The organism is Chitinolyticbacter meiyuanensis, from assembly GCF_008033135.1.
Taxonomy (GTDB): Bacteria; Pseudomonadota; Gammaproteobacteria; order Burkholderiales; family Chitinibacteraceae; genus Chitinolyticbacter; species Chitinolyticbacter meiyuanensis.
This window is the reverse complement of sequence record NZ_CP041335.1, coordinates 3,231,250-3,244,138: the sequence shown is the minus strand read 5'-3', so window position 1 is coordinate 3,244,138 and position 12,889 is coordinate 3,231,250. Positions and strand designations below refer to the sequence as shown.

Sequence of the window (12,889 nt, the reverse complement as noted above, 5' to 3'; positions counted from 1 at the left end):
CTTCATCATCAAACAGGAACTCAGCACCATGGCCTCATCAGGTAGCGGTGGAAAACCCGGCGGATTGAACCCCAATGCCCCCGAATTCAAACCGATTGCGTCGCCGCCGCCCCCGCGCTTCTTCAGCTACACCAGGGAGTTCTCCACTGCTGCGCAGCAGCAGGCGGGTCGCGGCCGCTCGTATTCATTCGGGGTGTTCGATGCCGCAACCAATACCCGCTTCAACCGCGCTCACCAGCATGTGGACGATTTCGCGGGAGGCAATCACGACGTCCGTCCCAAGCCCCCCGCTTTCGGCGCACCAGGGCAGTACGACGCCGGCAATGTCACGCATTTCCAACCGCTGTAGGGCCCGACAGGGCTGTGAACAAGGAGCCGGATCATGGCTTTGAAATCCGATATCGACGAGCGCGTACACAGCTACTGCACCGACCAGCTCTCCATGTCCTTCGACGCCTTGCTCGCGCCGATCTCGGCCGAGCAGCCTACCGGTGCCGCGCTGCGCAATGGCGCCATCTACCGCCAGATCGAGGAAGCCCGCCGTGCCGACGATGCCACGCTGCCGCAGGGCGCCTGGGAGCACGAGCTCAAGCGTGCCGACTGGGATCGCGTCTCCGAGCTTGCCGCCGGTGCCATTGCGCGCGAGAGCAAGGATCTGCAGCTTGCCGCCTGGCTGCTGGAGGCCGAACTCAATCGCAACGGCTTTGCCGGCATCGCCTGCTGCCTCGCGCTGATCGACGGGCTGTGCCAGCGCTATTGGGATGGCCTCTACCCGGCAGCGCCCGATGGCGACCTGGACTACCGCGCCAATGTGCTGCGCTGGTTGAACGACAAGCTGTTGCCCGCGCTGCGCCGTATTCCCCTCACCGCTACCGGCCGCGACCGCGACTACACCTGGGCGGACTGGGACCAGGCGCGGCGCAACGAACAGCTCAAGGCATCCGGCGGGCGCAATGCCCCACCCATGGAAGGCGCGACCCAAGCCGAGTTGAACGCGGCGGTCTCCGCTACCGGTAGCGATGCCTATGGCTGGCTCTACTGCACGCTGAGCGACGCGCTCGCCATCGCCGACGCGCTGACCGAAACGCTGGACGCGCGCTTTGGCGACGACGCCCCCAGCCTGCGTACCTTCACCGGCCTCCTCGAGCAGATCCGCAGCGTGATCGCCGCCGAACTGAAAAAACGCGGCATCGATGCCAGTGCCCTGCGCTTTGCCGAAGCCGCACCGGAGCCGCATCACCAGATGGAAACGCCGCAAATCGAAGAAGACGATTTCTACCCGCCGGTCGGCGGCCCGCTCGGCCCCATTTCCGGTCGCAACGAAGCCTATGCCCGCCTCGCCGAGGCAGCCGACTACCTGATGCACATCGAACCGCACAGCCCGGTGCCCTACCTGATCCGTCGCGCCATCGAGTGGGGCAACCTTAACACCGTCGAGCTGTATCAGGAGGTGTTCCTGCGCCTCGGTGGGCAGTTGAGCGTGTTCGAGATGCTGGGGCTGACTCCCAATGACGGTAAATCTTGAGCCAGCAACGACTTACACCGGCCCAGGCTGGATACGGAGACAAACATGGACAGCAAAGCAAGCAAGCGCAAAACCAATACAACCCCACTTCCCAGTGTTAGTGCCTTCACGGGGCGCGAAACGGTGGGCAACACGGTGTACACCGCGCCGAAAACCGATTTCACCGGTGCCAAGGATGGCTTGAGCAGCTATCCGCACCTCACCCACAAAAGTGATACCCGCGAGGCGCATTTAACCGATGTGCGTCTGCTGACCACGGTGAAGGTGGGTGAGAACGATTTCAACATCCATGAACGCTTCCACCTTGACGATAAGCATGGCAGCTCGCCGAAGCATGACCGATTTCTGGCTACCGATAACAGCGGCAAGGTGTTTGGCGCCACGATGAAGCTGGAGCCCACAGGTTCGCGGCCCTTGCCCAAGAAACTGGAAGCGCCGCGCCGCGACTCCCCACTGTTCGACCCCAAACACCTGGAGTTCGCGAAGTTCAACGTGCTGAGTGAAGACGACAAGCACCCGCCGCTCAGCCCCCGCACTCAACGGCGCACCTTGGAGCAGAAATAGCGATTGACGCGTGATGCATCCCGATCATGTGCGTTCGGTCGTGATGGTTGAGCGAGGGATCGGTAGCGCGGTGAGCATTATTTCTGAATGGGGTAGAAATCAATGGCACGGCAGGTGGAATGAAATGCAAGCCAATTTTTCGGTGTGGCAAGTTTGAGTTTTCTTGTGAAAGGGAGTTGATATGGACAGCGGAAAAGGTAGTGGAAAGTTTTCTTTCAGTTGGCCGAGTTTCGAGGGGACTTTGAAACACTTCAAACTTCAATCAGGTTCGGTGGCGCATAACGACGCCAGCGGGGGCTACACCGCGGTTGACGGCCCCAAGGCAATGTATGGCAAGGGAAATGGTTTTTTCGGTATGTCCTTTGGCTTTGGGGAAATTTCCAAAACCAAGCCGGTAAACCAGAATACAAGCTTTGGTCTTTCCTATGGTTTTGGAAAGGGGGGCGGTGTCGAATTGAGCAAGGACCACATGGGTGGCGACAAGACCTCATTGAGTGTGCCAATGTTTCCTCTGGGTCTGCATATGGTCAGGTACCCGCAAGGTAATCCGGTATGGAATGAAAAGTCCCGGCAGGCGGACGACCAACATACACGGTCATTGAAGCTGGATATGCGCCAGGCGGAATTAAGGGGCTTGAAGGCGAATAAAAGCATGATGTCGCCTGACGATTACCGTCGACAGAAATTGCAAATTCAAGGCCACATCGACTCGCTCAAATAGGTGAGGTCATGACGACTGCAGCCCCTGATCTTCATGCGAAGCCTGCCTGCGCCATCGAACGGCCATTGACGGCCATCGAATCGCCGCACCCCGACCTCGCCGACTGGCTGGCTACGCCGATGCTGGCGCAGGCATGGACCGATGCCATTGTCGATTGCTGGCTGGCTGCCGAAGCGGTGGAGGGCATCGATGCCACGGCGCCGTTCACCGTGCTGGATCTGGCGCCGGGCATGGGGCGCTTGCGCGCGTCGCTGCTGCCGCGCTTGCAGGCCCGGCTGGCTGCATTGGGGCGCGGGCACTGGCAGGTGGATTATCGCGACGACGATCAGGTGGCCGCGCCGGGCGCCAACCCGGTGGTCTGGCTGGCAACGGGCGCACTCGGTCAGCCGCTGCCAGCGCTGTTCGGTGTGCATTATGAGCGCACCTTGCGCGGCGAACTGCTGGCCACTCCCAACGACGCACCGCAGCGCTACACACTGCGTTGCGACTGGCAGCCGGTGGATGCGGCTGAACTTGGCGCGCTGCCGGGCAACTATCTGGCCCATGTGAACAGCGCCGGTTTCTCGATGCCCTTGGCCACGCTGGCAAGGCTGGATGCGCTGGCTCAGGCAAGCGCCGGGCGTTTCCTATTGCTGGCCGTGGATTACGGCGTGCTCAAAGCGCGTGATGTCCGCCTGGGGGCGCTGTATCCACCGGCGGAGTTCATGGTGGGCAGCGACAGATTGCCACTCAATCTGCACGCCATTGCCAGCCACCAGCAAGCCCAGGGCGCCACGGTGCGGGCCAGCCAGCAGCACACGGCCGGCGCGGTGCAATATCTGGCGTGGTGCGATGGCGCGCGCGACGGTACGGCGCTGGCCGATCTGCTGGCGGAACGGCTGACCACTTGCGGCCCGGATGCCCACGCTGCCGCGCTGGAGGCTGCGGAGTACCTGCCGCCACGACTAGCGCTGCTGCAAGGCAGTACGCACGACCCGGAAGTCTGCGCGCGCATGTTGCCGGCGCTGCTGGAAGCACAGCCGGAGGATGCCGTGCAGCGGGCGGCCTGGTCTGATGCGCTGCGCGAGGTTGCGGTACAGGCGGCGCTGCGGGATGACGCCTTCCAGTTCAACCTGGCCTGCGCAGCTTGGCAGCTCGGTGATCTGGCGCTGGCGCGGCACCTGCTGACCGGGTTGCACGCCGAATGGCCCGATCATCCGGATGTATGCCAGCTGCTGGCCGAGGTGGAAATTGCCGCGGGCCGTGCCGAACTGGCTCCGCCGCTGCTGCACCGGGCGCTGGCCACGCATTCCGACCATGAAGCGCTGCTGGCATTGCTGGCGCAGTGCGAGCAACGCGCCACGGCCCGTGCTGCGCAGCCTTGGTGCCCGGCCGAGTTGCCGCGTGACGGTGAACTGACGCTGGAGCCAGTCGGCCCTGAGCACGCAAGCATGCTGTTCACCCAATACCGCGATCCGCAGATCGGCATGATGACGCGATTGCCGGAGTTCGATTCCAGTGAAGCGATGGCGGTCTGGCTGGCCGAGATGGAATCCACCCCGCATCGCCATGGTTACGCGGTGGTGCATGCCGACGCGGGCGCCATCGGTGTGGTGTCCTGCGCCTGGCATGGCGATGCAGCCTACCTGCACTTCTGGCTAGGCACCGACTGGCAGGGCCGTGGCCTTGCCGCACGCGCGGTGCGGCTGGCGCTGACGGCCGTACCCGCTGGCGCACAGCTTTATACCTCGGTCTACCAGGACAACCACCGCTCACGCCGAGTGCTAGCGCAACTGGGGTTCACGGTGCTCGACTGTCGTGCCGAAGCACCGGATGAGGGCTTGATTTTCATGCGCCTGACAGCGCAGTGCGATGTGGCTGGATTGGCGCAGTTGCTGCGAGGGCTGGAGAGCCCCATCGCGCTGGCGGTGGCATGACGGTGCGAGTGCAGGGGAGGAGCGAGCGATGAGTGGCACGGGCAGCAAAAAGCGCAAGCGGGATTCAGACCTCGCACCACCACCAGCGAAGAAGCCCAAGCTGATGGCACAGGTCAAGCCCTCGCTGTCGCCGCCGCATCCGGCTTTCGACGACAAGGAAATCGTATCGGGCACCGGGCTCAAGTGGCACGAATTCAGCACGATGTCGTTCTCCAAGGGCAGCAGTTCCCCGAAGCAACAGCGCGATGACTACATCAGTCAGACCGGGCTCAAGCCGTTAGAAACCCGCCAGCAATGGCCTGGAACCAGCCAGCCGGGGACGATGTACCGCTCACGGCGCGGTTCCATCGTTGGCTTGTCGGAAATGCCCGGTGGAGAGATCAAGGGGTGGCGCCTGCATTCGCTACCGACCTCGGAGGCATTGCAAAAGAGCGAGGGCAGGAGCGAAGGCGGCTTTTTACGGGATTTTGGCCGCAGTGCCCGGCGCTTGACCCAGCCAACATTGAATTCGCGGGATAACAAAACCCCGGTCAACACCGTGCTTTCTGATTTCGGCAAGGTCAAATTCGATACCGGTTCCTCGACCTTCAAGATGGTCGAAACCAGCCATTCGATGGGTATCTCCGGCCAGGGGCGCGATCACAAACACAGCAGCACGCCGCAGAGCCTGTACCAACCCAGCATTGAAGTCGCCAAGCAGGACGGCAAGAAGGGGACGGCAGCCCAGACTTACCACTCCGAGCCGATGTCGATCACCTTGCACAACCAGCATCGCAGCAAGCCGATGGAACAGGATTCCAATCTGATCGGCATGGTTGGCAGCTTTCCCAACCAGGTGTGCTTTCAGTGCGGCAGAACCTATCAGGAGAAAAGTGGCAAGAACTCTGTGGTGGTCGGCGTGCCCGGCGTGCCATTCGGAGGGCAGCAGCCCGGAGACATGTACGACAAAAAGCGCAAAACCACGGTTTCGCGTGCGACGCCGATGCAAACCTTGCTGTCCAGCAAGAAGGAGAAGAATCAACGCGAGCTGAAATCCATTTTTGGCTATCACGGCCGATGAGCCAGCGGTCATCCCGGTTCAGGCACCTAACTCAAGGCGCATCACGATGAGCAGTCGTTCCCGCGATCAACGCACATTGGGGCTGGCCGCCAGTAGCGTGATGCAGGGTGTCAGCAGCACTTTCCAGCCGGCTCGCGAGTGCGCCGGCAAGTACTTCTGATTTGCAGCTTGGAGGAGATTGATCATGACTAGCGATAGCAGCGGCAAGCGTGTTACCCGGTATCAGGAAAAGATGAAGGTGCTGGAAGACACCAATCGAGCCAAATTGCAAAGCACCGACTTCAGCCACCAGGGCTTCGATACCACCTCGCTGATGAAAACAGCGCACAAATCCAGCAAGCAGGGCAGCCTCGATGACACGGTGCGCTGGCAGATGCATGGCCAGATTTCATCGGGGTCTGTGCGGAGCAACAGCATTACGGATGTTACGCCCAGCTTCACCCAGGATGCGCTCAATGCGCTGCGCAACAAGAAGGCAAGTGGAAACATCGTGCAGCAGGAAGTGCGTATCAAGCCGCACGAAGGGGGCAGCTACGAAGGGCATTTGGTCACGGTATCGCGCGTGGTGAATCACGGCGATGTCGCGGACGACAAGGAGATCGGCCATCCGAAGAGCCCGCATCCGGATAACACGGATATCCAGTACGACAGGGCGCACCGTGCGCCTTTCAGCCTGACGGGCGCCGAGAGCAACAAATACAGCACGGTGTGGGCGCCGCACTATCCCAATATCGCCGTCGATAGCCATATGGAGCGCAAGGCGCTCGACAAATTCAAGAAATATGGCGACAACAACGTGTTTTACGTGGCGGCAGATACCCATGATCGCTCCAGCGTCGGCGTGGTGTACGACCGTGGCGACAGCGAGAAGGTCCAGACGGGAGGCAAGCCACGTTTCAAGAGCGTGTTCGCGAACTACGAGCGCAAGTTCTAGGCAAATGCGGTGACTGGTGCCGGTGGGCGCAAAGTACTCAACTCAGCGCCGCAGCCGCACCGAAATGCTCGGCCCGTAGACGGTCACATCGGTGAGTGGTGCTTCGCCCGGCTGGCCCAGCGGTTCGGTGCGTGGCAGCGGGTCGGCCGCGCCCGGTTGGTTGTTGGAAGGCGTGGCGCCGCCGTTAAGCTCGGCACGGGTCAACTCGGATACCTGGTGGTAGAGGATGGTCTGGCTGCGCTGCGGCAGCGGTACGGTCCTGGCGGGCAGCGGGGGCTGGCGCGGCGAGCGCTCCGGCATGCCCCACTGCCGGTAGACCACGGCCCGACGATCGTCTTCCAGCGGTTCGCTGCGCGCAAGCGCCGGCCGACCTCCTTCGGATCGGGTGACATGAACCTCATGGCTGCGATTGCGCAGGCCAAGGGGGTAGGGCAGCAAGAGGGAGCGTTGGCGCATGGACTGCAGTATTCGCAGTCTGTTCTGCCAGATCAACCTGTGTGACTAAGGAGTGGCTCGATGAGTGACCGCGGCAAAGGAAGGCGGCCTGAAAAGGACGCGAAGGAGATTCCCACTTCATTCTCAGGTAAGCGCAACAAGAGTGATATTTCGAAGCCGGCAAAAACGAAGGATGTCACTTCTGCGCGAAAGAAGGAGAAGCTTGAGCCGATGACGGTGCTCAAACGCAGTGCTTCGAGTGGTGACGAAGCGCCGAGAAAGAAAGAAAAAGTTGTGCCGCCACCTTCATTGGCAACCCCAGGTTCCGGGCCGCTAACCCTGAGCCCCGGATTGCTTGCTCCGTTGGGAGCACTACCGGTGTTTTTGCCGGTGGCGACGACGACCACCGCACGGACGGTGAACAACGATAAATGGCATGACCTGAGCAAGGAGGCGCAGGATGGGCGTTTTACTGCATTTCGTCATCAATTCACGCATGGTGATCAAGCACGGAGTTTCGATACGTTTCACAAGCATGGCGATTTCAATACCAGCTTGAAACCCACCGGGAATGCCGATGAGTTCGGCACGTCGACACACAATGTGGCCACTTCTTCCAGTACGGCCAAATCATTGCCAAAGTTGATCGGCGAAATCGGCAGCGATACGACCAATACATTACGCGTGTTGAGAGGCTCGCATTCGACCAAGCAATTGGAAGGAACGCTGGATCATGCAAAGAACAGCGTAGAACTGGCTGCGGAAATTGGCATCTCCGAGTTCAGTCGCGGTGGCACCAATGCAATACTCAACGCAACAAGCGCGCTTTATCTGGTAAAGCATCAGAAACTGACGCCGGAGGAGTTCGCCGATCCAAACAAGGGATTCATCGGTTCCGGTGAAGGCGGGGCTCAGCGCTTGCGTGCGCTATCGACCAAAACGCCTGGGTTTGCCTTGCATTCCACGCTGAGCGAGGTTTACCAAACTCATGGCAGCGCCAAGACCGGCAAAGCGTGGAGCGGCCCTGTGAGTCAGGAGAATTATGCGAAATGGGTTGAGCACAAAGCTACCAAATGGACGCAAAGGCAATAGACGGCCAAGCGTCGAGGGCCAGCTGTCGCTTGGGCTGGCAATCCAATCACCAGTTCAGCACCCGGTGTCGGGCGTTGCCTGGCTCTATTCCTGCTCCATCTTGCGCTCGCGCCGATACGCATTCACCGCATCATGTGCCGCCCGCGTGGTGATTGGCAGCCGGTAGCCCTGCAACATCGATTGCACCAGGGCCAGTGCTTCCTGCTGCGTAATCAGGTGGCCTGCTGAAATCAGGATAGGTAGCGAGCGCGCCTTGCTCTTGAGCGCGGCGCCCAGCACCTCGCCGCTGGCGGGGTCGAGTATGGGTGTGTGCTCGCCCGGTTCCTTCGGCGTCTGCCAGCGGCCGTAAAGGTTGGATTTGGCGACGCCCACGGCGGGCAGGTTCAGCAGCACGCCCAGGTGCGCGGCAATGCCGAGTCGGCGCGGGTGGGTGATGCCCTGGCCGTCGACGAACAGCACGTCCGGCACCTGCTGCAGTTGTGCAAAGGCCTTCAGCAGCGCGGGGATCTCACGGAATGAGAGAAAGCCCGGAACGTAGGGGAATGCCGATTCGTGCTGCGCGCAGGCGGTTTCGAGCATGGTCAGCTCGGGGTAGCTGAATACCACCACGGCGGCGGAGAGCAGCGAGCCGTGCCATTCGGATGACACATCGACGCCCGCCACATGGCGCACCGGCCCTGCCAGCGGCTGCAGCGCCACCTGTTCGGCCAGGCGCCGTTGCAGCGCGGCGGCCTGGGCCAGCGGCATCACGTAGTCGTTTTCGAGCTGCGGTACCTGCATGTCGGGCGCTCCTGTCCGGGCCGGTTTTTCATCGTCGCCGGAGGCAGCTGCAACCAGCGTGCCCGGCTCAGTCGTCGCGGGTCAGTACTTCCAGCAATTCGATCTCGAAGATGAGGTTGGAATGGGGCTGGATATGCGCGCCGATCTGCCGCTCGCCGTAGGCGAGGTGGGCGGGCACGAACAGCCGGCGCTTGCCGCCAGTCTTCATGCCCATCAGGCCGAGATCCCAGCCCTTGATCACGCGGCCGGTGCCGATCACGCACTGGAACGGCTTGCCGCGCCGGTGCGAGGAATCGAACTCGGTGCCGTCTTCCAGCGTGCCGGTGTAGTGCGCGGTGATCAGCGCGCCCTTGGCGATTTCCTTGCCGTCGCCGATGACGAGGTCGGTGATGATGAGCTCGTTGCTCATGGGCTGCTCCTGTGTGGGTGGCCTGTCGCGGCCGGCCAGGAGCGAGAGTGTAGCGAAGCAGCTCAGCCGCGATAAGCGGATGCGCGCAGCGCGGCGAGCAGGCGCTCGATCTCGGCCTGCTTCTCGCCCAGGGTGGCCAGCCGTTCGGCGAGAGCGGCCGAGATCGCAGCTGGCGCGAGGTTGGCTGCAGCGCCGCCGCTGGTCAGCAGGTCCGCGTCGCGCGCATGGGCGAGGAATTCGAGAATGGCGCTGACGAAGGCGGATTCGCGCGCTTCGATGTCGTCGGCCAGCTGGCGCAGCGCCACCAGTGCGTCGCTGCCATCCAGCGGCGTGATCTGGTACAGCGCATCCTGGGCCCGCGCCAGTTCCTCGCAGATGCCGGCCTCGTTACAGGCTTGGCGCAGGAAGTCGGCATCGGTGAGCTGCTGCAGCTCGGCGAAATACGCTGCACGATCCTGTTCCAGCCGCCGCAGCCGGTGCACGCCGGCCTCCAGCTGTAGCGTGATTTCACGCAACGACGAGGCCAGAGCGCGCATTGCGGTACGGATGTGGCGCAGCGCGGCATCGTGTTGCTCGCGGCCGCTCTGCACCCGTTTGAAGCAGTAGGCGAGTGCTTCCTTCAAGACATCGTCGACCAGGAACATGGCAACCTCCTCGCCCGCGCGCGGGCGGTAAAACTCAGTCGAACACACCCCAAGCGTCGGCGGATGGGGCGAGCCAGCGTCGCAGCGCCGCATCGTCAAAGCCAGGCACGAGCAGTTGGGCGGCGAGCGCTCCCTCCAGATTGGCATGGCGGACGAAGTTGCGGTCGAGCAGGGTGGCCAGCTGTGTGACCAGCGTCGGCGTATCGGCGGGCGAGGCAAGCGCCGGCCATGGCAGCAGCTTGCGATAGCGCAGCTGCTGCGATTCCACGCTGATGCCACTGTCGCGCCATTGCACCCGGAAGCTGTCGTCGTGCGGCGCCAGCTCGGCATGCCAGCCTGACCGGTTCACGCTCAGCAACAGGCGCAGGTCGCCCGGCTTCAGCTGGTTGCGGGCAGTGACCCAGTCCTTGGGCGGCACCGTGCTCCAGCTGACATGCACCGACCAGGGTTCGCCTGCCTGGCAGCCGAGCAGCGCGGGGAAATCGGCCAGCGTCATGGCGCCCTCCGCTCAGCCCTTCTTCGATGGTGCCGGCAGCAGGATCACCGGCGGGGCATTGGTCAGGCCGAGCGACCGGGCCACGGCGGGGCGGGCGGTGCGCGCCGCATCAAGGTCACCATACTTGCCGACGGCCACCATGAACCAGCGGGTGCCATCGTGCTCGACGGCTTGCAGCAGGGTGGTCACGAGCCGGGCTTCCCCGGCGCTCGCGGCCAGCGACTGGGCCGGCGCCAGCGTGCTGAATTGCCCGGCGAGCAGCGCATAGTCCCCCTTGTCCGGTAGCGGTGCAGGCAGGTTCAGTGCTTCGGCCTGCACCTCGGCGATGCCGCTGGCCGCATCGGCCGCAGGCTTGGCAGCGGGCGTGGACACCTTGCCGGCCTTTACGGCGGGCTTGAGGCCGGGTAGATGGCTGGCGGCCGCCTCGACCTTGCCCTTGATCGACGTCGGGGCCAGCGTGCCGGCGGCAAACATCAGCACGCCGAACAGCAGGATCAGGACGACGAACAGCAGCTTCTTCATGGGGAGTGATCCGGCAGCGGCGGGAAAACCCGTTTATAGCACGGCGTCATCGTGCCACGGTGGGTGTGACAGCAGCGATACACCGGCCAGGCCCCAAGCGACGGGGTTCGCTGTGGCAAAGCGCGGTGCACGATCGGCTGGGTTGTCACAGCGGATGGTGTGCATTGTCACGCACGCATTGGCGAGTGTCACACCCGCTGTCACAGTCATGGATTTCAGCCACGGCAGTTGTCCGCAGGCTTGCGGAATCTCCTTGAATAACAAGGGAAATATCTGTTTTTTGAAAGCTGGTATGCAGATTGCTGTCAACTGAAGCGTCGCCGGCAGCGGGCCGGCAGCAAACGCAGGGGGCAGGCATGGGCGGATTTGCCAGCGTATCGGCAGCGGGGCGCAGCATTCAGCGGCTGCTGCAGATCCGTTTTGCCGAGCAGCAGCCGCTGGCGCAGGCCACCAACGTGGCGATTGCCCGTACCGAGGATCTGGACCCGGCGAACATGGGCAATTTCGTCCAGCGCCCGGCGCTCACCATCTACCTCTACCGCGTCGATTTCAACAAGACCATGCGCGCCGCCTGGTCCGCGGTTGGCGTGGCCGATGGCCGTTCCCACCTCGCGCTCGACCTGCACTTCCTGCTCACGGCCTGGGCCGATGCGGCTGAAAACGAGCACCGCATCCTCGGCCGCGCCATGCAGGCCATCGAAGAGACGCCCATCGTCTCCGGCCCCTTGCTGGCCGGGGCCGCCGACTGGTCGCCCACCGAGGCGCTGCATCTGGTGCTGGAGGAGGTCGATACCGAATCGCTGATGCGCATCTTCGATTCGCTGCCGATCGATTACCGCCTGTCCGTGCCCTATATCGCCCGCGTGGTCTGCATCGACGGCGCGCCGATCACCCGCGAGCCCGACGTGGTGACGGCCACCATCGGCGCCAAGCCGGAGCTTGCCGCATGAACGCGCCGACCGGCTTCGTCAGCCAGACGCGGCGCCTCGCCGCCGGCATCGAGCTGGTCGACGCCGCCAGTGGCCAGCCGGTGCTGATGCCCATCCACCTCGGCCTGGACGAAGTGGCACCGGCCCGCCGGCCGCCGATCTCGCGCCTGCCGAGCAATCGCTATGCGTTGCTGTACCGCGCGGACCTCGCTGCGGCGCCGCAGCCGCTGGTGCTGCGCGTATCGGCCACATCCGATGGGCGCTACAGCCTGCCGCAGCCGCATCGCGCCTTCGTGCCGCGGCGTCTGGCGCTCACGCTGCCGACGCAGGCCGCGGCCGAAGCCGCCTTGCCGGGCGCCCGCATTGTCCGCCCCTGGCTGTATCCGGGGGCTGCGTATCCGCTGTCCAACACGGCCACTGGTCTCAGGGCCCACGTGTTCCGCAATCCGGCGGGAGATGCGCCGCGCCGCGCCGCGCGCTGGGTGCGCGTGGTGGCCAGCATCCCGGCGGCACAGGCGGACCTGGGCTTGGCAAACATCATTGCCCGCGCCAGTGGCGACGATCGCGGCGAATTCGTGCTGCTGCTACCCCCGTCGGCCACGCAGCCCGGCACCCAGCCTGGCATGCAGGTTCGCATCACCGTATTTGCCCCGGCGGAGGCCGATCCGCCCGACCCGGACCTGCCGGCGCGCGACCCGCTGTGGGACGTGCCGCTGGAAACGCCTGCCAGCTGGGCTGCGGGCGACGACGTATTGACCGGCGCCGCCCTGCCGCCGGGCTATGCCGCAGTGGCCAGCCGGGTGATGACGTTGCGACTGGGGCTGCTGGCCCGGGGCATCGCCGATTTCGAGTTCTGAACGAA

General features: G+C 63.5%; 16 protein-coding genes. 10 read left to right on the top strand and 6 right to left on the bottom strand.

Going from position 1 to position 12,889, the window contains the following annotated elements; translation table 11 throughout:
- Window positions 1-28 precede the first annotated feature (28 nt).
- The 7 genes from FLM21_RS15405 (at window position 29) to FLM21_RS15375 (ending at window position 6,720) form a co-directional block, all read left to right on the top strand.
- The gene (locus tag FLM21_RS15405) at window positions 29-349 is read left to right on the top strand and encodes a PABP-interacting PAM2 motif-containing protein (RefSeq protein WP_148716416.1); all 321 of its coding nucleotides are present in this window, start codon (window positions 29-31) and stop codon (window positions 347-349) included.
- Window positions 350-382: 33 nt separating this feature from the next.
- Window positions 383-1,525 (top strand): type VI secretion system protein TssA, encoded by a 1,143-nt coding sequence (tssA, locus tag FLM21_RS15400; RefSeq protein WP_148716415.1) that lies wholly within the window; start codon window positions 383-385, stop codon window positions 1,523-1,525.
- Window positions 1,526-1,570: 45 nt separating this feature from the next.
- A complete protein-coding gene (locus FLM21_RS15395; RefSeq protein ID WP_148716414.1) occupies window positions 1,571-2,089 on the top strand; it encodes a hypothetical protein in 519 nt (172 codons plus the stop codon).
- Between the two features lie 181 nt (window positions 2,090-2,270).
- Entirely contained in the window at window positions 2,271-2,810 is a 540-nt protein-coding gene (locus FLM21_RS15390) for a hypothetical protein (protein WP_148716413.1), read from the top strand.
- A gap of 8 nt (window positions 2,811-2,818) precedes the next feature.
- On the top strand, window positions 2,819-4,726 hold the full coding sequence (locus FLM21_RS15385; RefSeq protein WP_148716412.1) for a GNAT family N-acetyltransferase: 1,908 nt from the start codon (window positions 2,819-2,821) through the stop codon (window positions 4,724-4,726).
- 28 nt (window positions 4,727-4,754) lie between these two features.
- A complete protein-coding gene (locus FLM21_RS15380) occupies window positions 4,755-5,786 on the top strand; it encodes a hypothetical protein (RefSeq protein WP_148716411.1) in 1,032 nt (343 codons plus the stop codon).
- A 184-nt stretch (window positions 5,787-5,970) separates the two neighbouring features.
- Window positions 5,971-6,720, top strand: coding sequence for a hypothetical protein (locus FLM21_RS15375; protein WP_148716410.1), 750 nt, complete (start codon window positions 5,971-5,973; stop codon window positions 6,718-6,720).
- A 42-nt stretch (window positions 6,721-6,762) separates the two neighbouring features.
- On the opposite strand, the gene FLM21_RS15370 is transcribed toward FLM21_RS15375, so the two are convergent.
- Complete coding sequence (locus FLM21_RS15370) at window positions 6,763-7,176, bottom strand: hypothetical protein (RefSeq protein WP_148716409.1); 414 nt, start codon at window positions 7,174-7,176, stop codon at window positions 6,763-6,765.
- 60 nt (window positions 7,177-7,236) lie between these two features.
- On the opposite strand from FLM21_RS15370, the gene FLM21_RS15365 reads away from it, so the two are divergent.
- Window positions 7,237-8,247, top strand: coding sequence for a hypothetical protein (locus tag FLM21_RS15365; RefSeq protein ID WP_148716408.1), 1,011 nt, complete (start codon window positions 7,237-7,239; stop codon window positions 8,245-8,247).
- A gap of 84 nt (window positions 8,248-8,331) precedes the next feature.
- Here the strand turns inward: FLM21_RS15365 and nfi are convergent, their stop codons facing one another.
- The 5 genes from nfi to FLM21_RS15340 all read right to left on the bottom strand — a co-directional run bounded on the left by nfi (window position 8,332) and on the right by FLM21_RS15340 (window position 11,098).
- Window positions 8,332-9,027, bottom strand: a complete 696-nt coding sequence (gene nfi, locus FLM21_RS15360; protein WP_148716407.1) for a deoxyribonuclease V — start codon at window positions 9,025-9,027, stop codon at window positions 8,332-8,334.
- Between the two features lie 67 nt (window positions 9,028-9,094).
- Window positions 9,095-9,436, bottom strand: a complete 342-nt coding sequence (locus tag FLM21_RS15355; RefSeq protein ID WP_148716406.1) for an FKBP-type peptidyl-prolyl cis-trans isomerase — start codon at window positions 9,434-9,436, stop codon at window positions 9,095-9,097.
- 62 nt (window positions 9,437-9,498) lie between these two features.
- Window positions 9,499-10,080, bottom strand: a complete 582-nt coding sequence (locus FLM21_RS15350; protein ID WP_148716405.1) for a hypothetical protein — start codon at window positions 10,078-10,080, stop codon at window positions 9,499-9,501.
- Window positions 10,081-10,114: 34 nt separating this feature from the next.
- Window positions 10,115-10,576 carry a hypothetical protein gene (locus tag FLM21_RS15345; RefSeq protein WP_148716404.1) on the bottom strand — a complete coding sequence of 154 codons (462 nt, stop codon included), beginning with the start codon at window positions 10,574-10,576 and terminating at the stop codon, window positions 10,115-10,117.
- A 12-nt stretch (window positions 10,577-10,588) separates the two neighbouring features.
- Window positions 10,589-11,098: an SPOR domain-containing protein gene (locus FLM21_RS15340; RefSeq protein WP_148716403.1), complete on the bottom strand. Its 510-nt coding sequence runs from the start codon at window positions 11,096-11,098 to the stop codon at window positions 10,589-10,591.
- 356 nt (window positions 11,099-11,454) lie between these two features.
- On the opposite strand from FLM21_RS15340, the gene FLM21_RS15335 reads away from it, so the two are divergent.
- Window positions 11,455-12,048: a Pvc16 family protein gene (locus tag FLM21_RS15335; protein ID WP_148716402.1), complete on the top strand. Its 594-nt coding sequence runs from the start codon at window positions 11,455-11,457 to the stop codon at window positions 12,046-12,048.
- A complete protein-coding gene (locus FLM21_RS15330) occupies window positions 12,045-12,884 on the top strand; it encodes a hypothetical protein (protein ID WP_148716401.1) in 840 nt (279 codons plus the stop codon). The genes FLM21_RS15335 and FLM21_RS15330 overlap by 4 nt, the downstream gene beginning before the upstream one ends.
- Window positions 12,885-12,889: the final 5 nt, after the last annotated feature.